General features: G+C 72.9%; 22 protein-coding genes and 1 tRNA gene. 15 read left to right on the top strand and 8 right to left on the bottom strand.

Going from position 1 to position 25,087, the window contains the following annotated elements:
* Positions 1-6: 6 nt before the first annotated feature.
* Positions 7-816: a phosphatase PAP2 family protein gene (locus tag RZ50_RS05760; RefSeq protein WP_196952271.1), complete on the bottom strand. Its 810-nt coding sequence runs from the start codon at positions 814-816 to the stop codon at positions 7-9.
* Positions 817-1,238: 422 nt separating this feature from the next.
* Between RZ50_RS05760 and RZ50_RS05755 the strand changes: the two genes are divergently transcribed.
* Positions 1,239-2,210 (top strand): sigma-70 family RNA polymerase sigma factor, encoded by a 972-nt coding sequence (locus RZ50_RS05755; RefSeq protein WP_196952272.1) that lies wholly within the window; start codon positions 1,239-1,241, stop codon positions 2,208-2,210.
* 175 nt (positions 2,211-2,385) lie between these two features.
* A complete protein-coding gene (locus RZ50_RS05750; protein WP_196952330.1) occupies positions 2,386-2,607 on the top strand; it encodes a hypothetical protein in 222 nt (73 codons plus the stop codon).
* Here the strand turns inward: RZ50_RS05750 and mscL are convergent.
* The 4 genes from mscL to RZ50_RS05730 all read right to left on the bottom strand — a co-directional run bounded on the left by mscL (position 2,604) and on the right by RZ50_RS05730 (position 7,298).
* Complete coding sequence (mscL, locus tag RZ50_RS05745; RefSeq protein WP_196952273.1) at positions 2,604-3,020, bottom strand: large conductance mechanosensitive channel protein MscL; 417 nt, start codon at positions 3,018-3,020, stop codon at positions 2,604-2,606. The genes RZ50_RS05750 and mscL overlap by 4 nt on opposite strands.
* A gap of 594 nt (positions 3,021-3,614) precedes the next feature.
* Positions 3,615-3,932, bottom strand: coding sequence for an FmdB family zinc ribbon protein (locus RZ50_RS05740; protein WP_196952274.1), 318 nt, complete (start codon positions 3,930-3,932; stop codon positions 3,615-3,617).
* Positions 3,933-4,046: 114 nt separating this feature from the next.
* Positions 4,047-5,363: an MFS transporter gene (locus tag RZ50_RS05735; RefSeq protein WP_196952326.1), complete on the bottom strand. Its 1,317-nt coding sequence runs from the start codon at positions 5,361-5,363 to the stop codon at positions 4,047-4,049.
* A gap of 450 nt (positions 5,364-5,813) precedes the next feature.
* A complete protein-coding gene (locus RZ50_RS05730; protein WP_196952275.1) occupies positions 5,814-7,298 on the bottom strand; it encodes a potassium/proton antiporter in 1,485 nt (494 codons plus the stop codon).
* Between the two features lie 411 nt (positions 7,299-7,709).
* On the opposite strand from RZ50_RS05730, the gene RZ50_RS05725 reads away from it, so the two are divergent.
* Positions 7,710-10,430 (top strand): penicillin acylase family protein, encoded by a 2,721-nt coding sequence (locus tag RZ50_RS05725; protein ID WP_196952276.1) that lies wholly within the window; start codon positions 7,710-7,712, stop codon positions 10,428-10,430.
* 70 nt (positions 10,431-10,500) lie between these two features.
* On the opposite strand, the gene RZ50_RS05720 is transcribed toward RZ50_RS05725, so the two are convergent.
* Complete coding sequence (locus RZ50_RS05720) at positions 10,501-11,100, bottom strand: 5-formyltetrahydrofolate cyclo-ligase (protein WP_196952277.1); 600 nt, start codon at positions 11,098-11,100, stop codon at positions 10,501-10,503.
* 89 nt (positions 11,101-11,189) lie between these two features.
* Between RZ50_RS05720 and RZ50_RS05715 the strand changes: the two genes are divergently transcribed.
* From RZ50_RS05715 to RZ50_RS05670, 10 genes are all read left to right on the top strand, one after another.
* Positions 11,190-12,125 (top strand): GGDEF domain-containing protein, encoded by a 936-nt coding sequence (locus RZ50_RS05715; RefSeq protein WP_196952278.1) that lies wholly within the window; start codon positions 11,190-11,192, stop codon positions 12,123-12,125.
* A gap of 61 nt (positions 12,126-12,186) precedes the next feature.
* The gene (gene galU, locus RZ50_RS05710) at positions 12,187-13,107 is read left to right on the top strand and encodes a UTP--glucose-1-phosphate uridylyltransferase GalU (protein WP_196952279.1); all 921 of its coding nucleotides are present in this window, start codon (positions 12,187-12,189) and stop codon (positions 13,105-13,107) included.
* A 35-nt stretch (positions 13,108-13,142) separates the two neighbouring features.
* On the top strand, positions 13,143-14,480 hold the full coding sequence (gene glp, locus RZ50_RS05705) for a gephyrin-like molybdotransferase Glp (RefSeq protein WP_196952280.1): 1,338 nt from the start codon (positions 13,143-13,145) through the stop codon (positions 14,478-14,480).
* Between the two features lie 99 nt (positions 14,481-14,579).
* On the top strand, positions 14,580-15,080 hold the full coding sequence (gene moaC / locus RZ50_RS05700; RefSeq protein ID WP_308271471.1) for a cyclic pyranopterin monophosphate synthase MoaC: 501 nt from the start codon (positions 14,580-14,582) through the stop codon (positions 15,078-15,080).
* Between the two features lie 141 nt (positions 15,081-15,221).
* Positions 15,222-15,725: a molybdenum cofactor biosynthesis protein B gene (locus RZ50_RS05695; protein WP_196952282.1), complete on the top strand. Its 504-nt coding sequence runs from the start codon at positions 15,222-15,224 to the stop codon at positions 15,723-15,725.
* A gap of 14 nt (positions 15,726-15,739) precedes the next feature.
* Positions 15,740-16,348: a GNAT family protein gene (locus tag RZ50_RS05690; protein WP_308271468.1), complete on the top strand. Its 609-nt coding sequence runs from the start codon at positions 15,740-15,742 to the stop codon at positions 16,346-16,348.
* Between the two features lie 150 nt (positions 16,349-16,498).
* Complete coding sequence (gene glpR, locus RZ50_RS05685) at positions 16,499-17,611, top strand: gephyrin-like molybdotransferase receptor GlpR (protein WP_196952283.1); 1,113 nt, start codon at positions 16,499-16,501, stop codon at positions 17,609-17,611.
* A gap of 70 nt (positions 17,612-17,681) precedes the next feature.
* Positions 17,682-17,755 (top strand) — tRNA-Ala (locus RZ50_RS05680).
* Positions 17,756-18,092: 337 nt separating this feature from the next.
* A complete protein-coding gene (locus RZ50_RS05675; RefSeq protein WP_196952284.1) occupies positions 18,093-19,310 on the top strand; it encodes a glycosyltransferase 87 family protein in 1,218 nt (405 codons plus the stop codon).
* A 15-nt stretch (positions 19,311-19,325) separates the two neighbouring features.
* Complete coding sequence (locus RZ50_RS05670) at positions 19,326-20,945, top strand: DUF2079 domain-containing protein (RefSeq protein ID WP_308271466.1); 1,620 nt, start codon at positions 19,326-19,328, stop codon at positions 20,943-20,945.
* Positions 20,946-21,014: 69 nt separating this feature from the next.
* On the opposite strand, the gene RZ50_RS05665 is transcribed toward RZ50_RS05670, so the two are convergent.
* Positions 21,015-21,899: a peptidase gene (locus RZ50_RS05665; RefSeq protein WP_196952285.1), complete on the bottom strand. Its 885-nt coding sequence runs from the start codon at positions 21,897-21,899 to the stop codon at positions 21,015-21,017.
* 2 nt (positions 21,900-21,901) lie between these two features.
* Complete coding sequence (locus RZ50_RS05660; RefSeq protein WP_308271464.1) at positions 21,902-23,224, bottom strand: VWA domain-containing protein; 1,323 nt, start codon at positions 23,222-23,224, stop codon at positions 21,902-21,904.
* Between the two features lie 177 nt (positions 23,225-23,401).
* Between RZ50_RS05660 and RZ50_RS05655 the strand changes: the two genes are divergently transcribed.
* A complete protein-coding gene (locus RZ50_RS05655) occupies positions 23,402-24,244 on the top strand; it encodes an ATP-binding cassette domain-containing protein (RefSeq protein ID WP_196952287.1) in 843 nt (280 codons plus the stop codon).
* Positions 24,241-24,924 (top strand): ABC transporter, encoded by a 684-nt coding sequence (locus RZ50_RS05650; RefSeq protein ID WP_196952288.1) that lies wholly within the window; start codon positions 24,241-24,243, stop codon positions 24,922-24,924. Before RZ50_RS05655 ends, RZ50_RS05650 begins: the two co-directional genes overlap by 4 nt.
* Positions 24,925-25,087 lie beyond the last annotated feature (163 nt).

The following is a 25,087-nucleotide window of genomic DNA, read 5'->3' as shown; positions in this document are numbered from 1 at the left end:
GGCGGCTCAGCGGACGGGCTCGTCGGGGCGGTGGGCGGGGTCCGCGGGGTCGTCGTCGAGGTGGGAGGGCCGGAGGGAGAGCGCTGTGACCCGTTGGACCCGGGGTCTGGTGCGCCAGTTGACCCGGCGTACGTCGCGGGCCAGTGCACCGGGGCGCCAGAGCTCTATCGCGGTGGTCACGACGCCCAGCACGATGCCGGCGGCCAGCCAGCCGGCCAGGACGTCGCTGGGCCAGTGGACGCCGAGGGCGACCCTGGTCCAGCCGATGGTGAGGACCGTAGCGGCGGCGACCGCGCAGGCGGCGATCCGGCCGCGGCGGCGGACCCGGTACCAGAGCAGGCCGACCAGGACGGCGCAGGTGATCGCCGAGGCCATGGCGTGTCCCGAGGGGAAGGAGGGGTCGCCGGCGTACGAGACCGGGTCGGTGAAGGTCGGCCGCGGCCGGTCGAAGGCCGGCTTGAGCACCGACTGGGCGCTCCAGCCGATCAGGGTGCAGGCCGCCACCCAGCAGGCCAGCACCCGGGCGCCGATCAGGCAGAGCCAGGCGGCCGCGATGACCAGCAGGGCACGCATGGTGACCGGACCGCCGATGTCGGAGAGGGTCTGCACCGCGGCGGTCCAGATCCGGTGTTCCCGTGCGTAGCCGTGGAGTTCGTTGACCCAGTCCTGGTCGAACTCGTGCAGGGGGTGCCAGTGGCCCGTCACCAGCACCGCCAGGAGACAGAACAGCGCGGCACAGCCCAGTGCGAGTGCCGCGTCCCGGAGGAGGCGGCGGTGACGCACAGTGACGGAGGTCGAGCTGTTGGTCAGGTGCATGCCTGACACCTTCCCAGCGCCCCGCGCCGATCCGGAGCTGGAGTGATAGCGATTCGGCATCTTTTGTGCGGAGGACCTGCGTGCGCCGGGGTGTGGGCGCGGGCGGAAAACGGGGGCGCACGGGAACGTACGCAATCGTTCGCCGGTTCAACGGATGGGCGGTGGTTCGGTGTGTGCGCGGTGAAGGAAACGCCGGAGGCGGCCGCGAACGAGCGCGCGGAGTGTCCGAACGGTCACCGATTGTCCAAAGTCGGGGTGAAATTCGGCAGGATACTGCATCGCCGGGAAGAACCTGAGTGACTTGGGAATGTTGTCCGGATTCTGTTCGTTGGATCGTTACGTGTGAGCCCTTCGGGGCCCGCATTCTTGCCCTTTCCGGGCAGGCAGGCAGACCTCGGCAACACCAGTCAAAGGGAGCAAGCATGGCCACCCGTGCCGTCGTTCGCGACAGGGCCGACCGGACTCGCGCGGCCCGCCCGACCAACCTTGAGGCCGACCGCGACCTGGTCGGTATGTACCTCGACGAGATCGCCAGGACACCCCTGCTCGATGCCGCTGAGGAGGTCGAGCTCTCGCTGCGGATCGAGGCCGGCGTGTACGCCCAGCACCTGCTGGACGAGGGCGGACTCCCCGACGGCGTCACCCGCGAGGAGCTTGAGGCGATAGCCGCGGACGCCGAGCGCGCCAAGGACGTCTTCATCCGCTCCAACCTCCGCCTGGTGGTCGCGGTCGCCCGCCGCTACCCGCGCAGCGGCCTCCCGCTGCTGGACCTCATCCAGGAGGGCAACGCGGGCCTGGTGCGCGCCGTCGAGAAGTTCGATTACGCCAAGGGTTTCAAGTTCTCCACCTATGCCACCTGGTGGATCCGCCAGGCGATCACCCGGTCGATAGCGGACCAGTCCCGCACCATCCGGCTGCCCGTGCACCTGGTCGAGGAGCTGGGCCGGATCCGGCGGGTGCAGCGGGAGAAGTCCAAGGAGCTGGGCCGCGAGGCCGAGCCGGCCGAGATCGCGGCCGAGCTGGACACCACCGAGGCCCGGATCAAGGACGTGCTGGACTGGGCGCGTGACCCGGTCAGCCTCAACATGTCGGTCGACGACGAGGGCGAGACCCAGTTCGGTGACCTGGTGGAGGACACCGGCGCGACGTCCCCCGAGGACGCCGTGATGGTGATGCTCCGCCGCGAGGAGCTGGACGGCCTGATCGGGCGGCTGGACGACCGCACGGCCTCGATCATCCGCTCCCGCTACGGGATGGAGGACGGCCGCGAGCGCACCCTCACCGAGGTGGGCAAGCAGCACGGCCTCACCCGTGAGCGGATCCGCCAGATCGAGAAGCACGCCCTGGCCGAGCTGAAGAAGATCGCCGACCACGCGGGCTTCGAAGCCGCCTGACGCACCGGCCGGTCCACCGGGCCGCCGGTCAACCGAGGTCGCCACCTGGGCCCTGATGCGGAGCGCTCCGCACCAGGGCCCGCGGCGTGCCGGGGGGGCTCTTAGGCTGGAAGGACAGGACGGCCCGCGAGCAGCGGATGAGTACGGGCAGCGGATGAGTAGGGGAGTGGACAGGGTGAGCGAGCAGGAACAGGGGCAGGGCCAGGAGCAGGAGAAGCCGCAGGACCGGCGGCAGGCGGCCGCGGCCAAGGCCCGGCTGGTCTTCCGTGACCCGCTGGACCAGCAGTCCCGCGACGACACCGATGCCGGCTGGGGTGAGCGCCCCGGGGCGGGGGAGAGCGGTGGGCGGGGACTGGACTGGTACCTGAGCCAGCGCCCGCCGCACCACGGGGACTAACGCGCCGCGACCAGCGCGTCGCGGATCTCGGTCAGCAGTTGGACCTCCTGGGCTTCGGCCTCCGTCGCCTCCTCGGCGGCACTCTTGCGCCTGGCCGCCAGCTTGTTCATCGGCACGATCAGGATGAAGTAGACGACGGCCGCGGTGATCAGGAACTGGAGGGCGGCGCTGAGCACCGTCCCCCACAGGATGAGGATCCCGGACGTGACCTCACCGGTGGCGCTCACCTCGCAGGGCCCCTTGAGGCAGGAACTGTAGGACGCCAGGTCCTTCGTCCCGAACACGCCGACGATCGGATTGATCACGCCTTTGACGAAGGCGTTGACGATGTTGGTGAAGGCCGCGCCGATGACCACGGCGACGGCGAGTTCGACGACATTTCCACGCAGCAGGAATTCCTTGAAGCCTTTCATGCCGCCTCGAACGACGAAGTCGTTTCCGGGTTACGGGTGATCTTCCGGAATCCCGGATTGACAACCCGTACGGCCCACGGAGCCCCCCGAGGGCGGCGGCAGCCCGGCTCGCGCGGGCCCGAGCGCGAGCGCCGACGCCACCGCGAGCAGCACCAGCGCGGGCACCCCGGCCCGCCGCCGGGCGGCCCGGCGCCAGCGGTGCCACCCGCCGCATCCGCGCCGGATCGGCGGGAAACTCGGCAGCTCCCGCCGGGGCGGGACGCTGGGCGCGGGCAGCGGAAGGGGCAGGCTCATGGTCGTCATCGGGGCACCTCCGGTCCTGGTGGGTCCCGGCCGGTCCCAGCTGGTCCCGGTCGGTCTCTGGTGACCCACACGATCCGCCGTGTCGGTGCCGCCGGAAAGCCCGTATCCCCAGCCTGTGGAAAACCCCGCCCTGTGGATAACTTCGTACACCCATGAGGCTGAACCAGCTGTGGCGCGTTGACGAATGGCGCCCCCGGCACGACGAAAGGCCCGCCGCCCCCGCGTGAAGCGGGGCCGACGGGCCTTTCGCGAAGCTTCGGAAAGCTCCCGGACGCCGTGGCGGCGCCGAGGTCAGCTCGCGGCCGGAGCCGGGCTGGACGAGGTCGACGAGCTGGTCGAGCCGGTCGAACCGGACGAGCCCGAGGACGACGTCGAAGTCGAGGACGTCGACGAGGCGGAGGACGAACCCGCGCCCACCGAGCTGCTGGAGGACGAACGGCTGTCGGTCCGGTAGAAGCCCGAGCCCTTGAACACGACGCCCACGGCCGAGAAGACCTTGCGGAGCCGTCCCTGGCAGTCGGGGCACGTGGTCAGCGCCTCGTCGGTGAACTTCTGCACCGCCTCCAGGCCGTTGCCGCACTCGGTGCACTGGTACTGGTACGTGGGCACTTGTCTTCCTCCTGGCACTCTCGCCTGATGAGTGCTAACGATGGTCAATGATGCGGTATTCCGCTGGATCAGTCCAGCGACTCCGGTGTGAGATGAGCCGGTACCGGCCCCCGCTCAGCCCTCGGCCGCACCGACCAGCCGCCCCGCGCCGCCGTGGAAGGCGGCCGGGCCCTCGCCCGGCGGCACCAGCAGGTGCCGCATCGACGCCAGCGCGAGCAGCCCCAGCCCGGCGCCGGCCACCGGCACCAGGAACCCGACCGAGGGCCCGTGCCCGTCGATCAGCTTCCCGGCCGCCATCGAGCCGACCGCCAGCCCCAGCCCGATGGCGCCGGTCAGCCAGGTGAAGGCCTCCGTCTTGGCGCCGTCCGCGACCAGCGTCTCGACCAGGGTGTAGCCGCTGATCAGGGTCGGTGCGATGGCGAGGCCGCAGATCAGCCCGGCGACGGTGAGGGCGACCAGGTTGGGCATCGCCCACAGCGTCGAGCAGCCCACGACCAGCAGCGAGTAGCTCATCAGCATCCGGTTCCGGACCGGCTGCCGCCAGGCGATCACGCCGTACAGCACGCCGGCCAGCATCGAGCCGCCCGCGAAGATCCCGTACACGGTGCCACCCGCGTCGTGCTGCCCGACCGAGTCGGCGAAGGCGTTCACCGAGACCTGCATGCCGCCGAACACCGCGCCGACCCCGAGGAAGGTCCCGGCCAGCAGCCGGACGCCGGGCGAGGCGAGCGCCGAGGCGCGCCGGGTGCCGGGCTGCGGGACGATCCGGGCGGGGGCGGTGCGCCGCTGGGAGGCGAAGGCGAGGCCGCCGACCAGGGTCAGCGAGGCCTCGGCGATCAGCGCGGTCGCCGGATTGGCGAAGGCGGCGATGTTGGCGGCCAGGATCGGGCCGATCACGAAGGTGAACTCGTCCGTCACGGACTCGAAGGCGAACGCGGTGCTCACCCGGGCCGCGGTCGAGGGGGAGGCACCGTCCGCGGTGAACCTGGCCACCCAGCGGGCCCGCACCATCGCGCCGACCTGCGGCACGCTCGCCCCGGCCGGGACGGCGGCCAGGTACAGGCTCCAGGCCGGAGCGTGGCCGAGCGCCAGCGCGGTCAGCAGGCCGACCGAGACCGCGTGCACCAGTACGGTCGGCACCAGCACCGCGGCCTGGCCGACCCGGTCGGCGAGCCGCCCGGTCTGCGGGCCGATCAGCGCCTGCGCGACGGCGGCGACCGCGGTGACCGTGCCGGCGGTGCCGTACGAACCGTGGGTCTGGGTGACCAGCAGCAGGATGCCCATGCTGAGCATCGCGTACGGCAGTCGCGCGACGAGGGCGGGGGCCAGGAACCTCCAGGCGCCGGGCGTGCGCAGCAGTTCGCCGTACCCGACCCGGGCGGGCGCGTCGGCGGGCGCGGCGGCGGTGGCGTCGTCCGAGGGGACGGCCAGGGTGGTGTCCGCGGTGTCCGCGGCGTTGTCGACCGTTCGGCGGGCCGTCACGGTCGGTCCTTCCTGCTGCCTGGTAGCGCGGCAGGGCATGGGGTGGCCCCGACGGCGCCGAGAGTCGTCCTCTCGCGCGTCGACCGGGGTAGATACCGGGTCGGGGCCGGCCTGCTGGGCCGGTGCCGGACCGCGGCCGCCGAGCGGTCGCGCCAACTCTGCGTCAGGCAGATGCTGGGGTGATCTAGCGGTGGTTATACGGCGTGGTCGGATCAGCATACAGTTACGCGCGTAGATGGCGCCAGGTCACCCCAGCCCCACAACACCCCGGGCGCAACACCCGAGGCGTCGGACCCCGCGCGCAACGCCCCGCGCGCAACGCCCGGGGTGCAACGCCCCGCGCGCAACGCCCGGGGTGCAGCGCCCCGGGCGCCGCACCCCGCACGCAAGGCCCCGGGCTCACCGCCCGTTCAGCCACCCCGCCAGCTTGCCGCCCTTGTCCACGGCCCGCAGCCGCCGCTCCGCAGCCTCGCCGACCTCGTCCGTGGTGACCACCAGCAGCTCGTCCCCGCCGCGCAGCATCGTCGCCTTGTCCGGCACGAAGGAGTTGCCCTCGCGCACGACCAGGGTGACCGCCGCGCCCTTGGGCAGCCGCAGCTCGCTGATCTCCACGCCGGACATCCGCGAGGTCGGCGAGAGCGCGACCGACAGCAGGTGCCCGTGCAGCTTCTCCAGCGGCGCGGACTCGATGTCGAGGTCCTGCCCCATCGCGCCGTCGCCGATCCGCAGCTGCTTGGCCACCCAGGGCAGGGTCGGGCCCTGGATCAGGGTGAAGACGACGACCAGGATGAAGACGATGTTGAACACGTCCTCGGCCTTGTGCGCACCGGTCACCACCGGGATGGTGGCCAGCACGATGGGCACCGCCCCGCGCAGTCCGGCCCAGCTCAGCAGCGCCTGCTCGCGGGCCGGCACCTTGAACGGGGTCAGCGAGAACACCACCGACAGCGGCCGGGCCAGGAAGACGAGCACCGTGCCGATCACCAGCGCGGGCACCACCGCGTCGCCCATGGAGGCGGGGTTGCAGAGCAGGCCGAGCAGCACGAACATGCCGATCTGCCCGATCCAGGCCAGCCCGTCGGCGAAGCCGCGTACGGCCGGTCCGTGCGGCAGCTTGGAGTTCCCGAGGATCACGGCGCTGATGTAGACGGCGAGGAAGCCGGAGCCGTGCAGCAGCGCGCCACCGGCGTACGCGAGCACGGTGAGCGCCATCACGGCGATCGGGTACAGGCCCGAGGAGGGCAGTGCGACGTGCTTGATCCCGTACGCGCCGAGCTTGCCGACGGCGAGGCCGACCGCGGCGCCGATCGCCAGCTCGGCCAGGATGGTGCCGATCAGCACGTACCAGCTCTCCTGCTCCCCGGTGCTCGCGAAGGCGACGACCAGGATGACCACGGGCGCGTCGTTGAAGCCGGACTCGGCCTCCAGCAGGCCGGTGAGCCGGTGCGGCAGCGGGACCATGCGCAGCACCGAGAAGACGGCCGCGGCGTCGGTGGAGGAGACGATCGCGCCGAGCAGCAGCGAGGTCCGCCAGTCCAGGCCGGTGAGCCAGTGCGCGCCGGCCGCGGTGACGAACACGCTGACCGCGACGCCGACGGTGGCCAGCACGGTGGCGGCCGGCATCACCGGCTTGACCTCGCGCCAGCTGGTCTTGAGGCCGCCCTCGGCCAGGATCACCACGAGTGCGGCGTAGCCGAGCACCTGGGTCATCTCGGCGTTGTTGAACGTGATGCCGATCCCGTCCTGGCCCAGCGCGACGCCGATCCCGAGGTAGATCAGCAGGCTGGGCAGCCCTGATCGGGTCGAGATCCGGACGGCGATCACCGCGAACAGCAGGATCACGGAGGCTTCGAGGAGGAGCTGGTTCAGGTGGGAGACGTTCACGCAGTGGCACCTCGGGCAGGCATGGGGCGGGCGGGGTGTCAGGTGGTGCTGGTGAGTCCGATCGGCCGAGTGGTTCCGAGCACGGCGGTTCCGAGCGCGGTGGTTCCGAGCCGGGTGATGCCGGGTCAGGTGGCTCGGAGCGCGTTAAGAAGTCGTCAATGCTCCCCTTGCGGATCGTTACTCAGTCTAACATTTTGCCATATCTTTAGTTTCGTTGTCTCCTGCATCCGTTCCCGGCCGTCCGCAGCCGCCCACCGCCCTTTCCCGGGCCCCGTGTTGACCTCCCGCGATCCCGCCCGGAGCGTCCCCCGTGCACGCCGGAGGGTCGACTCGGCCTAATGTGGTGCCCTGTCCCGGCCTCAGGCCCCGGACACGCCCGCCCGCCCCGAAGTCAGGACCGCAAGGACCCAGATGCCCCGCTCGAAGAAGTTCCGGCGCGCCCGTCTGATCGTGATCATGCTGGTCGTGCTGCTGGTGGCCGGCGTCGGCTACGGCGGCTACCGCGGGGTCACCGCGGTCCGTGCCTCCTTCCCGGAGGTCGACGGCAGCGTCAAGGTGGCGGGCCTGAGCGCGCCGGTCGACGTCAAGCGCGACGCCAACGGCATCCCGCAGCTGTACGCGGACACCGCCGAGGACCTGTTCCGGGCCCAGGGCTACGTCCAGGCCCAGGACCGCTTCTGGGAGATGGACGTCCGACGCCACATCACGGCCGGCCGGCTGTCCGAGATGTTCGGCGACAGCCAGGTCGACACCGACGCCTTCATCCGCACCATGGGCTGGCGGCAGGTGGCGCAGAAGGAGTTCGACACCAAGCTGTCGCCCGAGACCAAGAAGTACCTCCAGGCCTACTCGGACGGCGTGAACGCCTGGCTGGCCGAGCACCCCGGCGGCGAGAAGGCCTCGCTGGAGTACTCCCTGCTCGGCGCCGTCAACAGCGGCTACAAGCCCGAGCAGTGGTCCCCGGTCGACTCGGTGGCCTGGCTCAAGGCGATGGCCTGGAACCTCTCCGGGAACCTCCAGGAGGAGATCGACCGCGCGCTGCTGTCCCAGGACTTCACCCCGGACAAGATCGCCGAGCTGTACCCGGACTACCCGTACTCCCGCAACGGCACCATCGTGAAGACCGGCACGGTGAACGGCGACTCCTACCGCCCCGCCGACGGCTCCGCGCAGTCGGGCGCCGCCCCCGCCGGCGGCACCGCCCAGGGCGCGACCACCACCAAGGCGCTGCTCCAGGGCCTCACCGACCGGATCGACTCGATGCCGCAGCTGCTCGGCCGCCCCGGCCAGGGCATCGGTTCCAACTCCTGGGTGGTCGCCGGCTCGCACACCACCACCGGCAAGCCGCTGCTGGCCAACGACCCGCACCTCGGCCCCGGCCTGCCCTCGGTCTGGTACCAGATGGGCCTGCACTGCCGGACCGTCTCGTCGGCCTGCCAGTTCGACGTCTCCGGCTTCAGCTTCGCCGGCATGCCCGGCGTGGTGATCGGCCACAACAAGGACATCGCCTGGGGCTTCACCAACCTCGGCGCCGACGTCACCGACCTCTACCTGGAGAAGGTCACCGGCCCGGACACCTACCAGGTGGACGGCAAGGACGAGAAGTTCGACCTCCGCAAGGAGACCATCAAGGTCGCCGGCGGCGAGGACCGCACCATCACCGTCCGCACCACCAAGACCGGCGCCCCGCTCATCTCCGACCAGAGCACCGAGCAGCAGAACGTCGGCAAGTACGCCCCCAACGGCACCTCCGCCCCGGACCGCGGCACCAGCGGCTACGGCGTCGCCCTGCAGTGGACGGCGCTCAGCCCCGGCAAGACCATGGACGCGGTCTTCGAGCTGGACAAGGCCCGCAACTGGGACGAGTTCCGCGCCGCCGCCAAGGACTTCGCCGTCCCCGCGCAGAACCTGATCTACGCCGACTCCAAGAACATCGGCTACCAGGCCCCGGGCGTCATCCCGATCCGCGGCAAGGGCGACGGCAGCATGCCGGCCCCCGGCTGGGACTCCTCGTACCAGTGGAAGTCGGACCCGGTCCCCTTCAGCGCCCTGCCGTACAGCTTCAACCCGTCCGCGGGCTACATCGTCACCGCCAACCAGGCCGTGGTGGACCCGAGCTACAAGTACAACCTGACCAAGGACTGGGAGTACGGCACCCGGGCCAAGGAGATCACCGACCAGATCGAGGGCCTGCTCAAGAACAACGGCAAGATCTCGCCGGACGACATGCAGACCCTCCAGCTGGACAACACCAGCATCATGGCCAAGACGCTGGTCCCGCTGCTGCTCAAGCAGCAGATCGACGACCCGTACGTGCGCGAGGCCCAGGACCTGCTGAAGGACTGGAACTTCCACCAGGACGCCGACTCGGCCGCCGCCGCCTACTACAACGGCGTCTGGCGCAACCTGCTGAGCCTCGCCTTCGGCCAGAAGTTCCCGGCCGACATCCGGGCCAAGGACAGCTGCCTGCTGGTGCGCCAGCAGAGTGACCCGACCAAGCCGGACAGCTCCAGCAAGATCGTCACCGAGTGCGGCACCCGCGACCCGGGCAAGGCCCAGCCGGACGGCGGCGACCGCTGGACCGAGGTCGTGCGCACCCAGCTGGACAAGCCCGACAGCTCGTGGTGGACGTACATCGACTCCCAGCACAAGGAGCAGAAGGGCCTGGACAACCTGCTCAAGGAGGCGATGAAGAACGCCCGGCAGGACCTGACCTCGCTGCTCGGCAAGGACATCTCCACCTGGAGCTGGGGCCGCCTGCACAAGCTGGAGCTGCGCGAGCAGACCATGGGCACCGACAACTCCTCGATCGCCTCCGGCGTCGTCCACAAGCTGCTCAACCGCGGCCCGTACCGCCTCTCCGGCGGCTCGGCGGCGGTCGACGCGGCCGGCTGGAACGCGGCGGCCGGCTACCAGGTGGACTGGATCCCGTCGATGCGGATGGTGGTCGACCTGAACGACCTCGACTCCTCGCGCTGGATCAACGTCGGCGGCGCCTCCGGCCACGCCTTCCACGACAACTACAACGACCAGACCGACCTCTGGCTCAAGGGCAAGCTGCTGACCTGGGCCTACACACCGGACGCGGTCGAGAAGGCCACCAAGCACAAGCTGGTGCTCACCACCGGCTGACGCCCGTACGGCACGTCGGCGGCCCCGTTCCCACCAGGGAGCGGGGCCGCCGCCGTTTCCGGGACGCGCCTCACCCCGGTCGGTGTCCCGGCCGGTGCACCCCCGACGGCGTGACCGCCAGGTCCACCGGCCGGTCGTGCGGCTCGGCCGGCACCCGTTCCAGCAGCTCGTGGTCGTACAGCAGCACCGCCAGCACCGGCCGCACCCCCGCCCGCCCCAGCCGGGCCAGCACCCGGTCGTAGCTGCCGCCGCCCCGGCCCAGCCGCAGCCCGCCGCGGTCCACCGCGAGCCCCGGCAGCAGCACCAGCGAGGCCGCCGTCACCGCCTCCGGTCCGAGCCGCGGCCCGACCGGCTCCAGCAGCCCGCGCCCGGCCGGGGCGAGCTCTCCGGGGCCCGCGTACTCGGCCCAGTCCAGGTCGTTGTCCGGCAGCAGGACGGGCAGCAGCACCCGCACCCCGCGCGCCCGCAGCGAGTCCAGCAGAGGCCCGGTCCCCGGCTCCGCGCCCACCGAGACGTACGCGGCCACCGTGGCCCCCGGCCCGGCCAGCTCCCCGGCGTGCCCGGCCAGCGCGTCCGCGGCCGCCGCACGCCCCTCGGCGGAGAGCTCGCGGCGCCGCGACAACAGCCGTGTCCTCAGGTCGCCCTTCTCGTTGTGCACTGGATCCTCCATGTCCTCCACGTCCTCCACGTCGGGAACCCCCCGAAATCCGGTCGAACACCGTCGACGCGCAGAGCCTGACACGCGAAAGGGCGCCCCGATTGTCCACCCCGCTCCTGGTCCAGGCCCTGGCCGCGCTGAGCGCCCCCGCGCTGGCCGGCGCCACCGCGCTCGGGCTGCGGGTGCGCCGGGAGCGGGCCGGGGCGGCCACCGACCGGGAGCGGTCGCACGCGCGGATCGCCGAGCTGGAGGAGCGCTGCGCCGAACTGGAGCGCACCGCCTCCTGCGACCCGCTCACCGGCGTGTGGAACTACCGCCACCTCCAGCTCACCCTGGACCGGGAGATCGAACGGGCCCGCCGCGCCGAGCACACCGAGCAGGCTGACGGACCGCGCCCGCTGGCCGTGCTGATGCTGGAGATCGCCGGCTTCGACGCGGTCATCGCCGAGCACGGCCGCGCCCGCGCCAACGCGATACTGCGCGACCTCGCCCAGCGGCTCGCGATGGAGATCCGCCGCGCCGACACCCTGGGCCGCTACAGCGGCGAGGAGTTCCTGGTGCTGCTGCCGGACACCGGCGCCGAGGGCGCCGTACAGGTCGCCGAGCGGCTGGTCTGGTCGGTCCGCCGGCACCTGCTGCTCGACTGGTCCTCCGGCGTCCGCGAGCCCCGGCCGGCCCGCGGCAACGGCCTCACCGCCGCGGTCGGCATCGCCGTCCTGCCCGAGGACGGCACCCACGCCGCCGTCCTGCTGCGCGCCGCCGACACCGCACTGGCCGAGGCCCGGACGGCCGGCGGCGACTGCTGGCGGATCGCCCCGCGGCCCGGGCGGCCCGCCGCCGGAGGGCCCGGGCAGGGCGGCGGCACGGGCGGCTCGGAGCCGCCCGCTCCGGCTCCGGAGGGGCCGTCGGCTGCCGAAGGTGACCGTTCGGAAAAGCCGGGTAGTCTGTCGGGCTGTACCGGCGGGGACCAGCTTGCCCAGCCGGCTGCTGCCCATACGCCCGCCGCCGTGGCCGTGTCCCGCGACGTGCTGTCCTAGCCGTTCGATGGCTCTCGACCGCGCTCGGCCGGGCGAAAACATGCCTGAGTAAGGTAAACGCATGACGACGACCACCTCCCGAATTCCGGTAACCAAGGCCGTGGTACCCGCGGCAGGACTGGGCACCCGCTTCCTCCCGGCGACCAAGGCCACCCCGAAGGAGATGTTGCCCGTCGTCGACAAGCCGGCGATCCAGTACGTCGTCGAGGAGGCCTCCGCCGCGGGCCTGTCCGACATACTGATGGTCACCGGCCGCAACAAGCGCGCGCTGGAGGACCACTTCGACCGGGCCTACGAGCTGGAGGAGCTGCTGGTCCGCAAGGGCGACGAGGACCGCCTGCGCCGGGTCCGCGAGTCCGTCGAGCTGGCCAACATGCACTACGTCCGGCAGGGAGACCCGAAGGGCCTCGGCCACGCCGTCTCGGTCGCCGAGCAGCACGTCGCCGGCCAGCCCTTCGCCGTCCTGCTCGGCGACGACCTGATCGACCCGCGCGACCCGCTGCTCGCCCGCATGATCGAGGTGCAGCAGGAGCTCGGCGGCTCGGTCGTCGCCCTCATGGAGGTCGACCCCTCCCAGATCCACCTCTACGGCTGCGCCGCCGTCAAGCCGAACGGCTTCGGCGACGACGTCTTCCAGGTGACCGACCTGGTCGAGAAGCCCGAGCCGGGCGAGGCCCCCTCCAACTACGCCGTCATCGGCCGCTACGTCCTCGACCCGCTGGTCTTCGACGTGCTGCGCGAGACCCCGCCCGGCCGCGGCGGCGAGATCCAGCTCACCGACGCCCTGCGCGAGCTGACCAACCGCGAGCCGGAGGCCGGCGGCCAGGTGCACGGCGTGCTGTTCAAGGGCCGCCGCTACGACACCGGCGACCGCGCCGACTACCTGCGCGCTATCGTCCGTCTGGCCGCCGAGCGCGAGGACCTGGGCCCGGAGTTCCGCTCCTGGCTGCGCGAGTTCGTCGCCTCCGAGCTGCAGGACTGACCTCACGACAGAGCACGACAGAGAGCGAGCCGCCGATGACCGGGTCCACCGAGTACAGCACCGCCCCCGCAGCCTGCTGCGAAGGGTCCGCGGACCGGGCACCGGCGGCTCCTCGACTGTGGACGGTGGACGAGCACCTCGCCGACGTGCTGGCCGCGGTCTCCCCGCTGCCCACGATCGAGCTCGGACTGCTCGACGCCCAGGGCTGCCGGCTCGACGAGGACGTGGTCGCCGACGGCGACCTGCCGCCCTTCGACAACAGCTCGATGGACGGCTACGCCCTCCGCACCGCCGACTCCGACGGCGCCACCGACGCCTACCCCTCGGTGCTGTCGGTGGTCGGCGACATCGCCGCCGGCGCCGGTGAACTCCCCGAGGTCGGCCCCGGGCAGGCCGCCCGGATCATGACCGGCGCCCCGCTGCCGCCCGGCGCGCAGGCCGTCGCCCCGGTCGAGTGGACCGACGGCGGCACCGGCACCGGGGTGGCCGCCGACGCGATGAGCGCCCCGGTCGCCGACGAGGAGGTCCGGGTGCTGCGCCCGGTCGCCGAGGGTGCGCACATCCGCCGCCGCGGCAGCGACGTCGCGGCCGGCACCACCGTCCTGGAGGCCGGCACCCGGCTCGGCCCCACCCAGCTCGGGCTGCTCGCGGCGATCGGGCGGGCCACCGTGAAGGTCCGCCCGCGCCCCCGGGTGGTGGTGCTCTCCACCGGCAGCGAGCTGGTCCAGCCCGGCGAGCCGGTCGGGCCCGGGCAGATCGCCGACTCCAACAGCTTCACCCTCACCGCGGCCGCCCAGGAGGCCGGCGCCATCGCCTACCGGGTCGGCGCCGTCCCGGACGACGCCGACCGGCTGCGCGCCGTCCTGGAGGACCAGCTCGGCCGGGCCGACCTGATCGTCACCAGCGGCGGGGTCAGCGTCGGCGCGTACGACGTGGTCAAGGAGGTCTTCGAGTCCTACGGGAGTGTCGACTTCCGCAGGCTCCGGATGCAGCCCGGCAAGCCGCAGGGCTTCGGCCGGATCGGCAGCGGGGCCGGGGTGCCGCTGCTCGCCCTGCCCGGCAACCCGGTGAGCGCCTACATCTCCTTCGAACTCTTCGTCCGCCCGGTCATCCGCACCATGCTCGGCGCCGCCGACGTCCACCGCCCGGTGGTGCGCGCGCTCTGCCCGTCCGCGCTGCGCTCGCCGGCCGGCCGCCGGCAGTTCCTGCGCGGCCGCCACTCGGCGGCGGACGGCACGGTCGAGCCGGTGGGCGGCGCCGACTCGCACCTGGTCGGCGCGCTGGCCCGGTCCAACTGCCTGATCGCCCTCCCCGAGGACGTCACCGAGCTGCCCGCCGGCAGCGAGGTCGACGTGGTGCTGCTGGACTCCTGAGGCCGCCCCGCGCACCAGGGGGGTGAACGGGCGCGTCACCGGGGTCGGGGGAGGGGTACGGTAGCGCGGTATTCCACCTGCGCGCCCATGGAGTTACCCGTGACGACACCGAGCCCCGGCGACCGCCTCACCCACGTCGACGAGCAGGGCGCGGCCCGGATGGTCGACGTCTCCGAGAAGGCCACCACCGCGCGAACCGCCGTCGCGGCCGGGCGGGTCAGGGTCTCCCCGAAGGTGGTCGAGCTGCTGCGCGGCGAGGGCATGCCCAAGGGCGACGCCCTCGCGGTGGCCCGGATCGCCGGGATCATGGGCGCCAAGCGGACCCCGGACCTGATCCCGCTCTGCCACCCGATCGCGGTCGCCGGTGTCAAGGTCGACCTCGCCGTCGCCGACGACGCGGTCGAGATCACCGCCACCGTGAAGACCACCGACCGCACCGGCGTCGAGATGGAGGCGCTGACCTCGGTGACGGTCGCCGCGCTGACCGTGGTCGACATGGTCAAGGCGGTGGACAAGGGCGCCACGATCGAGGCCGTCCGGGTGCTCAGCAAGACCGGTGGCAAGAGCGGCGACTGGTTCGCGCCGGAGGCCGCGGAGTGAGCGGGCGAGCCATCGAGAGGTGCGGGTTGCCCGAAGGGCCTGCCGAGCGTGGCGAGGTGGGGGCGTGAACGAGCGAAGCGAGCGAGCCATCGAGAGGTGCGGGTTGCCTGAAGGGCCTGCCGAGCGTAGCGAGGTGGGGGCATGAAGGCGCTCGCCGTCACCGTCTCCAACCGCGCCTCGACCGGGGTCTACGAGGACAAGGGCGGGCCGCTGCTGGTGGCCGGCCTGACCGCGATGGGCTTCACCGCCGACGGCCCCCGGGTCGTCCCGGACGGCGAACCGGTGGAGGCCGTCCTGCGCGAGGCCGTCGCGGCCGGGTACGACGTCGTGCTGACCACCGGCGGCACCGGCATCTCGCCGACGGACCTCACCCCTGAGATGACCGCCCGGGTGATCGACCGCCGGATCCCCGGCATCGCCGAGGCCATCCGCGCGTACGGCCGCGACAAGGTGCCGACCGCGGCGCTCTCCCGCGGGCTCGCGGGGACCGCCGGACGCACCCTGATCGTCAACCTGCCGGGCTCGACCGGCGGCGTCAAGGACGGCCTGGCCGTCCTGGAGCCGCTGCTCGCCCACGCCGTCGACCAGCTCGGCGGCGGGGACCACCCCCGGCCCGACGCACCGGCCTCCGGGAGCGCGCACTGAACGCCGGCTGGCCGGTGGAACTCCACGAGGGGGAGGTCACGCTGCGCCCGATCAGGGCGCGTGACCAGCGCGAGTGGCAGGAGGTGAGCCGCCGCAACCGGGACTGGCTGCGCCGCTGGGAGGCCACCGTGCCGCCCGGCCCGGCGGGCCGCGTCGCCGGCCCCCGCCCGACGTACCGGCAGATGGTCCGCTTCCTGCGCGGCGAGGCCTCGGCCGGCCGGATGCTGCCCTTCGTCGTGCTCTACAAGGGCCAGCTGGTCGGCCAGCTGACCGTCGGCGGGATCACCTGGGGTTCGATGTGCTCGGCCAACGTCGGCTACTGGATCGACGAGTCGGTGGCCGGCCGGGGCATCATGCCGACGGCCGTGGCGCTTTCGGTGAACTACTGCTTCCGCACGCTCGGACTGCACCGGATCGAGGTCTGCATCCGCCCGGAGAACCGGCCGAGCCGCCGGGTGGTGGAAAAGCTCGGCTTCCGCTCGGAGGGAATCCGCCCGCGCTATCTCCACATCGACGGCGACTGGCGGGACCACCTGGTCTACGCCCTGACCGACGAGGAGGTCCCGGAGGGGATGCTGGAGCGTTGGCGGGCGCTCAGTTCCGGGCGTGAGCCAGGTAATTGAATATATGTTCGAAAGAAATATCGATATGGCATCGACCCGGTGGCGGACCGTCACAAATAGCGGCAAAATAGTCGGAGAATCAGCTTGATCACACGACACGCCGCGCCAAATTGCTGCCAGGCCTTCCCCAGCGACCGTACGGTGTGAATCGTGAGCAGTAGCGGCCTTATCTACGCCGTCATCGTAGGGGCCTGGGCCGCCTATCTGGTGCCGATGTGGCTCCGCAGGCAGGACGAACTCAACGAGGCGCGCCCGACGGAACGCTTCAGCACCGCCATCCGCCTGCTGGCGGGGCGTTCGGCGCTGGAGCGACGGGCAGCCCGGGCCCTGGGCGACGAACCGCGTGACGACGAGCACAGCAACGACGGTCCTCCCGGACGGGACGGGGCCGCCTCCGGCGATCCCGTCGAACGGGAGTCCGAACCTCCGGCGGAGCGCTCCGAGCCCCCCGGCTCCGAGCCGTCCCGCCCCGAGCCCGCCCGTCCGGAGGCCGGCCACCCCGAGGCCGGTCACCCCGAGCCCGGCCACCCCGAGCCCGTCGCGGAGCGCCCGGCCGAACGCCCGGCCTCCGAGTACCGGGCCGGCGTCGAGCGGCGGGCGCGGCTGCTGGCCCGCCGGCGCCGGATGGTCACGGTCCTCTTCCTCGCCTTCGCGCTCGGCGCCGTGGTCGCCGCGGTGGCCGGACTGGCCTTCCTCTGGGTCCCGGCGGTCCCGGCGGTCCTCCTCACCCTCTACATCGGCCACCTGCGCAAGCTGGAGCGCCAGCGGTACGAGGTGAAGCTGGACCGCGTCAGGGCCGCCCAGGCGGCCGAGCGGCTGCGCCAGCGCGAGCGGCAGCGCTCCGAGGCCACGGTGATCGTCCCGGCCCCGGTCGCGGCCCCCGCCGACCAGGAGCGGGCCCAGGAGGCCCCCGCCAGGCCGCGCTCCGGGCGCCGTCCGCACCTGCGGCTGGCCGCCGACCCCGAGGAGGCCACCGTCTCGGTGTCCGCCTCCGCGGTGGCCGAGGCGACCGAGCACGAGGAGTGGGTCGACGGCATGCGCGAGCGCGGTGCGGCCGGCCCGGACTCCTGGGAGCCGGTGCCCGTCCCGCTGCCGACGTACGTCACCGCGCCGGTCGCACCCCGGGTCTCCCGAGGCCTCGACCTGTCGGCCCCCGGCACCTGGACCGCCGGGCGCCCGGCCGAGTCCCGCAACACCCCGCTCTTCGACCAGTACGCCGAAGCCCCGGCTCCGGAGACCCGCCCCCGCGCGGCCAACGAATGACCGTGACCACCCCCCGACCAGGGGGGTGGTCACAGACCCCCTCCGAAAGGTGCTAGAGTTTCTTCTCGTTGGGGCTGTGGCGCAGTCCGGTAGCGCACCTCGTTCGCATCGAGGGGGTCAGGGGTTCGAATCCCCTCAGCTCCACCCAACGGATCGGCCAGGCCGGTTCGACGAAATCCCGCCGGGAGTCAACTCCCGGCGGGATTTCGCGTTTTGGGGATCCGGTGAGGTCGGCGGGTCCGAGGGGAGGGGCTGTGTCGGAGGTCACAGGCAGCTCTTCCGGGGCGGTTTCTGACGCCGTTTGGGTCTCAGGGGGGTCGGTTATGGTGGGTGGGCCCAGACGCTGACGAGGGAACGATCTGGTCTATCTCAACGGGGTGCCATCGCGGTGCGCGAGTTCGGTCTGAAACGGTGGGCGCGGCAGGCGGACCCTGAGGAGCCCGACGGGACCCCGGCAACCGGAAGACCGAATTCCTGGACCGTGGCGGCGTCCTGCGCGGCGGCGGTGTCACTGGCGGCGTTCGTCGTGGTGCGGCACCTGCACGGGGCCAACATGGTCGACATGCTGGTCTACCAGGCCGAGGGCCAGGCCGTGGTCGACGGCCAGGACCTGTACGCGATGCGGCTGCCCGGCTGGGACCTGCCGGCCACCTACCCGCCGTTCGCCGCGATGCTGTTCGTGCCGAGCACCTGGTTCGGCGAGGCCGGCCTGCGCGTCATGGTGATGCTCCTCAACTACGCGCTGCTCGCCCTGGCCGTGCACCTGTCCCTCAAGCTGGCCGGCTGGCCCGCCGAGCGCCACCGCCGGGCCGCCGTGATCCTGGCGACCGGTCTCGCCGTCTGGCTGGAGCCGGTCTACACCACCTTCCAGTACGGCCAGGTCAACCTCGGCATCCTGTGCCTGGTGCTGTGGGACCTGACCCGCTCGGACCGGAACCGGTTCAAGGGCGTGGGCATCGGCCTGGCCACCGCCATCAAGATCACTCCGGGCCTGTTCGCCGTCTACCTGTTCCTGACCGGCCGCGTCCGGGCCGCCCTGGTCTCCGCCGGCACCTTCCTGGCGGCCGGCCTGATCGGCTGGATCGTGCTGCCGGACGCCTCGTACGGGTTCTGGACCAACTACCTCTGGGATCCGAGCCGGGTCGGCGTCACCGTCCTGGTGGACAACCAGTCGCTGCGCGGGGCCGTCTGCCGGCTGCTCGACGTCAACGACCCCGGCACGGTCGGGCTGATCGCCACCGCGCTGGTCGGCACGTTCGGGCTCGGGGTGGCGGTGCTGGCCGGGCGCTCCTCCCGGGTGCTGCGCCGGGCGGACGCCTGGGGCGCCGTCGCCACCGCCTTCACCGCGCTGCTGGTCTCGCCGATCAGCTGGACCCACCACTGGGTCTGGTGCCTCCCGCTCATCGCCCTGCTGGTCGCCGAGGCCAGGACCCTGGCACGGCAGGCCCTGCTGGCCGTGACCCTCGCGGTGTTCCTCTCCCACGTGATGTGGACGGTGCCGCACCGCTGGGGCCGGGGCGTCGCCTGGTACTGGCAGCTGCCCGGCTCGATCTACCCACCGCTGGGCGTCGCCGTCCTGGTCGTGCTCGGCCTGCGGCTGTACCGCGCCCGGCGCCAGGCCGTCGACGCCTCCGCCGGGGCCTGGGCGCTGCTGGGCGCCAGGCTCGACCGTGACCCCGCCCTGACCAACCGGACCTGACGGATCAGAGTCGACGTGACCACCCAGACCGCAACCCCGTCGCCGCCCCGGGCCGCCGCGCCCGCCGCCCGCCGGGCGGTGGACGTCCTGCGCTCGCCGGCCCGGCGCACCGTACTGCTCGGCGTGCTGTGCTTCACGGTGATGTGCGCCATCGGCATGCAGGGCTGGATGTCCGTCTCGCTCGGCGGCTTCGACCTCGGCATCTTCGACCAGGGCGTACGCGGCTACGCCCACTTCGGGCTGCCCGTCTCCACGCTGAAGAGCTACCACCACGAGTTCCCGCCCGGGTTCTCGCTGCTGGGCGACCACTTCTCCCCGGTGCTGGCGCTGCTCGCCCCGCTGTACTGGATCTGGGACGACCCGCGCTCGCTGATCATCGGGCAGGCGCTGCTGTTCGCGCTCGGGGTGCCGCTGATCCGGCGCATCGCCGCGCACGGCTTCGCCGCCGCCGAGCCGCGCACCGCCCGTCGGGCCGCCGACGTGGCCGGGCTGGTCTACGCGCTCGGCTGGCCGCTGCTGGTCGCCTCCCGGGTCGGATTCCACGAGGTGGCCTTCGCCGTCCCGCTGACCCTGCTCATGCTGGAGCGCGGCCTGGCCCGCCGGTACGGCACGGTGGTGTTCGCCGCCGTGCTGCTGTGCTGCACCAAGGAGGACCTGGGCCTCATGGTCGGCGCGTACGGCCTGGTGCTGCTGCTGCGCACCCGCCGTACCGGGGACCGCGCCGGGCGCTTCACCGGGCTCGGCCTGCTGCTCGGCGGGCCGGTCGCCGCGGCGGTGGCGATCACGTGGCTGATCCCGGCGATGGGCGGTGAGCCGGGCTACTACTGGAACTACGACGCGCTCGGTGCGGACGGCGGTGACGCGGTCAGGCACCTGCTGCACAACCCGTTCCTGCTGGTGCAGACCGCCTTCGACCAGCCGCTCAAGCCGCTGCTGCTGCTCTGGCTGTTCGGCACCCTGTTCCTGCTGCCGCTGCGCTCGGCGACGGTGCTGTGCGCGGTGCCGCTGCTGGCCGAGCGGATCCTGTCCAGCAACCCCAACCACTGGTCGATCGCCCGGCACTACGACTCGATGCTCTGGCCGATCCTGCTGACCGCCGCCATCGAGGTGCTGGGCCGGATGAGCAGCGCCGAGCGGCCGGCGCGGACCGTGCGGCGGGCCCGGCTGCTGGGCCTGGGCGCGGCCGGGGTCGCGCTGGTGGCGGCCGTACCGATCGGGCTGGCGCAGCTCGTGGTGCCGTCCTCCTGGGAGCCCAGGGCGAGCGAGGCGGCGCTGGTCCGCGCGGCCGCGCTGATCCCGGACGGCGCCTCGGTGGAGGCGGACAACCAGATCGCGCCGCGGCTGACCGCCCGGACGGACGTGGTGCTGGTGGACGGGACGCCGCGCGGGCGCGAGTACGTGCTGACCCGCTCCGACAAGCGGTCCTTCCCCTTCAAGACGGACAAGGAGCAGGCCGACCGGATCCAGTTGCTGCTGACGCACGGCTACCGGCAGCTCTGGGCCGAGGACGGGGTGGTGCTGCTGCACCGGGAGGGCGACGAGCCGATTCCCGGCGAGCACGTGCCGGGGCCGGGCAGCAGGCCGGTCCAGGACGAGGTCCCGTCCGACGTGGGGCACAACCTGTTCCGCGGCTGAGCGCCGCCGCTTCGAACACGCCCGAGGGCCCGGCCGGAACGTTCCGGCCGGGCCCTCGGGGTTGAGTGGTCAGGGGCGCTCGTAGTCGGCGTAGGAGCCGCTCTGGTGCGGGCCCTGGTGCGTGCCCTGGGGCGGGACGGCGCCGTAGCGGCCGGGGCGGCGGCCGTGCGGGTGCCGGGTCAGGTTGTAGCCGAGGACGCCGGCCAGCGCGGCCAGGAAGCCGCCGCCGATCGTCCAGTACCAGCGGCTGTTCCAGCCGGAGAACCAGCCGGTGTACCAGTGGTCCTCGGCCGCCACCGGGGCGGCCGCCTTGGCGGTGCTCGCGCCGCCGCCGGCCGGCGGGACCAGCGGGGCCTTGAGCTCGCCGCCCTCGGGCTGGGCGTTGTCGGCGTTGCCCTTGGCGCTGACGTGCAGCTGGACCGAGGAGGCCAGGCCCAGGTCGGGCTGCGGGACGTCGCTGACCGACAGCCGGACGTAGTACGTGCCGGGCAGCGGGTCGCCGGACCACGGTTCGGCCCAGGTGCGGACCTCGCGCAGGGTGCAGCTGAGCGCGAGGGTGGTGGCGCTCTGGTCGCCGGTGGCGTTCTGGGTGCCGGCGGTGCAGGCCTGGCGGCGGCGCAGGCCGTCGAAGACCTCGACGCTCCAGGTCTGCGGGCCGTGCCGGTCGGTTGCCGGGGCCAGGTTGACGGTCAGGCCGATCGTCGGGGTCTGGCCCTCGGAGGCGCCGAACGCCCAGTACAGGTAGTCGCCGGTGGAGACGCCGACGTTGGCGTCCTGGCCGGGGGAGAGGTTGACGGCGGTCAGGAAGGAGGTGCCGGCCTTGGTGGCCGGGGCCGGGGTGCCGCTCGCGCTGGCCGAGGGGGACGGCGAGGCGGCGGAGGCGGCCGGGGCGCCCAGTGCGAGGGCGGGGAGCAGGGCGAGGGCGGCGAGGGCGCCGCGGATCGTCGTACGCATGGTCAGTTCTCCCGCCAGACGGAGATCCGCCAACGCGCGATCCAGCCGAAGAGCAGGCCGAAGAGCAGGCCGGCCAGGGTGAGGGTGAGCAGCAGGATCCAGCCGCGGCCGAGGCCCATCGCGGCGCCCTCGGGGGCGGGCGAGGCGGAGGCCAGGTCCACGGTCAGTTCCACCGGCATGCCGGGGTCGGCCTGGACACCGGACTGGGGGGCCAGCGAGTTGCTGACGACCAGGCAGACGGTGGTCTCCGGCTTGGCGCTCGGCGAGGAGGTCGGGCTCGCGGTGACGTAGCCCTTGGAGTCGTCGGTGGACCAGCGCAGGCCGGTGGAGATCACGTCGGTGCGGCTGCTGCCGGCGTCGGTGCCGCGGACGAGCTCCTGGCCGGTGGCGCTGGTGGCCTGGAGCAGGACGCCGTAGTCGCGGGCCACCGGGCGGTCGAGCGCGACGCTGACCGAGGCGCGCAGCTCCTGGCCGGCCTTGACCGGGACCCGGTAGACGCGGTGCTCGGAGAACTTCTCGCGGTCGCTGTAGACGCCGGGGGCGAGCACCGGGGCGGTCTCGCACTTGTCGGTGCCGGTGGTCTTGACCGGGGTCACCGTGTAGGTGTCGTTGGAGCGGTCGACCAGCTGCTTCACCTTGTCGGTGAGCTGCTCCTGGGTGCGGACGTCGGTGTAGGTGCCGCCGGTCGCGTTGGCGATGCAGAGCAGCTGCTGGCGGGTCTTGTCGTCGTGGGCCAGGCCCAGGGTGTCGACCACCAGGTGGATGCCCTGCGAGGCGAGCTCGCGGGCGACGTCGCACGGGTCGGGCGGGGTGCAGGTGTCCTCGCCGTCGGTGATCAGCACCACGCGGCGGGTGGTCTCGCCCTTGCCGAGGTCCTGGGCGGCGCCGCGCAGGGCCAGGCCGATCGGGGTCCAGCCGGTGGGCCGCAGGGTGGCGACGGCGGTCTTGGCCTCGACCTTGTTGGTCTTGCCGACCGGGTAGAGCTGCTTGGTGTCCTGGCAGCCGAGGTTCTTGTCGTTGCCGGGGTAGGTCGCGCCGAGGGTGCGGATGCCGAACTCGGTCTCCGCGGGGAGCGCGTCGATGACGTCGTTCAGCGACTGCTGGGCCACCGAGATGCGGCTCTTGCCCTGGATGTCCCGCTCGTTCATGGAGCCGCTGACGTCCAGGATCAGGTCTACCCTGGGGGCCTCCTTGGGTGCGGGGGCGGCGCCCGCTGATGGTTCGTCGGCGTGGGCGGGCAGGCCGAGGAGCAGCGAGGCGCCGGTTATCGCCAGGGCGGCCAGCAGGCTGCCGAGCCTGGTCTGTGGTCGTCGTCCGGTATTCACCCGGCCGATCCTAGGGATCATCAGTTCGCGGTGGCCAAACGAGACCGGTCGGTGCAACGGGCCGCCCCGGTGTGAACTCCGGCGTGCGCAACGGCTTTCCGGTGATCCTGGGGCTCACACCGGTCCTACCCGGCCGCCGGTAGCCTTCGTGCGCATCGGACGGGAGGCGTGGGCGCGATGGAGCTGACGGCGGTCGGCAAGCGGTACGGGCGGGGCGGGAGGTGGATCCTGCGGGACGTCCATCTCAACGTCGGGCCGGGGGAGTTGGTGCGGGTCGCCGGGGCGAACGGGAGCGGCAAGTCGACGCTGCTGCGGCTGGTCGCCGGGATCGAGCGGCCGAGCACCGGCCGGGTGGTGCGGCCCGGGGCCGCGGCGTACGTACCCGAACGGTTTCCGCCGGCGCTGCCGTTCGACGCCGTCTCGTACCTGGTGCGGGTGGGCCGGGTGCACGGGCTGTCGGCGGTGGTGGCGCGGCGGCGGGCCGGGGAGTGGCTGGACCGGTTCGGCATCGCGGACCGGGCGGGCACGCCGCTGAGCCGGCTGTCGAAGGGCACCTGCCAGAAGGTCGCGGTGGCGCAGGCGCTGATGGCCGAGGCCCGGGTGCTGCTGTTGGACGAGGCCTGGACGGGGCTGGACCCGCAGGCCCGGGCGGTGCTGGACGAGGCGGCGGCCGAGCGGGCGGCGGCGGGCGGCGCGGTGCTGTTCGTCGACCACGATCCGGCCCGGCTGGCCGGGCTGACCGGTGCCGCCTACCGGGTCGGGGCGGACGGCGCGCTGCGCCCGGAGGAGGAGGCGGCGCCGGTGGCGGGCGGGCCGGTGATGGAGGTCGAGGTGGACGTCCCGGACGGCGCCCCGCTGCCGGAGCGGCTGCCGGGGGCGCCGGAGGTGACGGCGCTGGACGGGACGGCGGTGCGGCTGGCGGTGCCGGCCGGGTACTCGGACGCGCTGCTGCGCGCCCTGCTGCTCGGCCGCCCGGGCGTCCGGGTGCTGGCGGTGCGGCGGCGGGCGGGGGAGCGGTGAGGCAGGTCGGGGCGCTGACCCGGTACCACCTGGAGCTGCTGGTGCGCTCGCACGCCTGGCTGCCGCCGTTCCTGGCGTTCGCGCTGCTGCTGGTGATCGGGGTGACGCAGGGCGATCCGCTGCTGGGCGGGCTCGGGTTCGGCGCCGGGGTGCTGCTGCCGGTGAGCGCCTGGTACGTCAGGGCCGCGCTGAACGCCGAGCCGCCGGCCTCGCGGGCCTGCCTGGTGGCGGTGGCGGGGGCGGCGCGGGTGCACCTGGGCGCGCTGCTGGCGGCGCTGACGGCGGCTCTGCTGCTGGTGGTGGGCGAGGTGGCGGTGCTGTGGTGGGTCAGCGGGCCGGTGGCGAACGCGGGGGCGCGGCGGGATCCGGGCGTCGGTCCGGCGCTGCTGGCGGGGCTGCTGGGCTCGGTGGTCTGCGCGCTGGTGGGGGTGGTGGCCGGGGCGCTGGGCAACCGGCCGGTGCTGGTCCGCTCGCCGTACGGGATCCTGGCGACGCTGGGGCTGGCCGCGGCCGCGCTGGTGGTGCCGGGTTCGCCGGCCAACGGGGCGGTGCGCGGCCTGGTGACCGCGGCCCGGACCGGGCAGGTCGCCGTGCCCTGGGCGGAACTGCTGTTCGCCGTGGCCCTGCTGGCCGCGGTCGGGGCGGGGGCGGCGGCGCTGGCCGGGCGCCGGTCGGGGTGACGGGGGCGGGGAAAGCCGACAAAGGCGGACACACCGCAATGAATAGTCAATAAATATGGATAATCCTCGTTAGGGTGCGGAATCGGGCACGGGAACCGGCGCGCCGGCGCCCGGACCCGGCCGCCGGTCCGCCCCGGACCGGCACCCCCGCCTCCCCCAGGAC

The organism is Kitasatospora sp. SUK 42, from assembly GCF_015776785.2.
Lineage (GTDB): Bacteria > Actinomycetota > Actinomycetes > Streptomycetales > Streptomycetaceae > Kitasatospora.
This window is presented reverse-complemented; position numbering and strand designations above follow the sequence as displayed.

Excerpts from the sequence above, each read along its gene's own strand:
- RZ50_RS05760 (WP_196952271.1), bottom strand. The coding sequence starts at position 816 with ATGCACCTGACCAACAGCTCGACCTCCGTCACTGTGCGTCACCGCCGC.
- RZ50_RS05755 (WP_196952272.1), top strand. The coding sequence starts at position 1,239 with ATGGCCACCCGTGCCGTCGTTCGCGACAGGGCCGACCGGACTCGCGCG.
- mscL (WP_196952273.1), bottom strand. The coding sequence starts at position 3,020 with ATGAAAGGCTTCAAGGAATTCCTGCTGCGTGGAAATGTCGTCGAACTC.
- RZ50_RS05725 (WP_196952276.1), top strand. The coding sequence starts at position 7,710 with ATGCCCCGCTCGAAGAAGTTCCGGCGCGCCCGTCTGATCGTGATCATG.
- RZ50_RS05720 (WP_196952277.1), bottom strand. The coding sequence starts at position 11,100 with ATGGAGGATCCAGTGCACAACGAGAAGGGCGACCTGAGGACACGGCTG.
- galU (WP_196952279.1), top strand. The coding sequence starts at position 12,187 with ATGACGACGACCACCTCCCGAATTCCGGTAACCAAGGCCGTGGTACCC.
- glp (WP_196952280.1), top strand. The coding sequence starts at position 13,143 with ATGACCGGGTCCACCGAGTACAGCACCGCCCCCGCAGCCTGCTGCGAA.
- RZ50_RS05695 (WP_196952282.1), top strand. The coding sequence starts at position 15,222 with ATGAAGGCGCTCGCCGTCACCGTCTCCAACCGCGCCTCGACCGGGGTC.
- RZ50_RS05665 (WP_196952285.1), bottom strand. The coding sequence starts at position 21,899 with ATGCGTACGACGATCCGCGGCGCCCTCGCCGCCCTCGCCCTGCTCCCC.
- RZ50_RS05655 (WP_196952287.1), top strand. The coding sequence starts at position 23,402 with ATGGAGCTGACGGCGGTCGGCAAGCGGTACGGGCGGGGCGGGAGGTGG.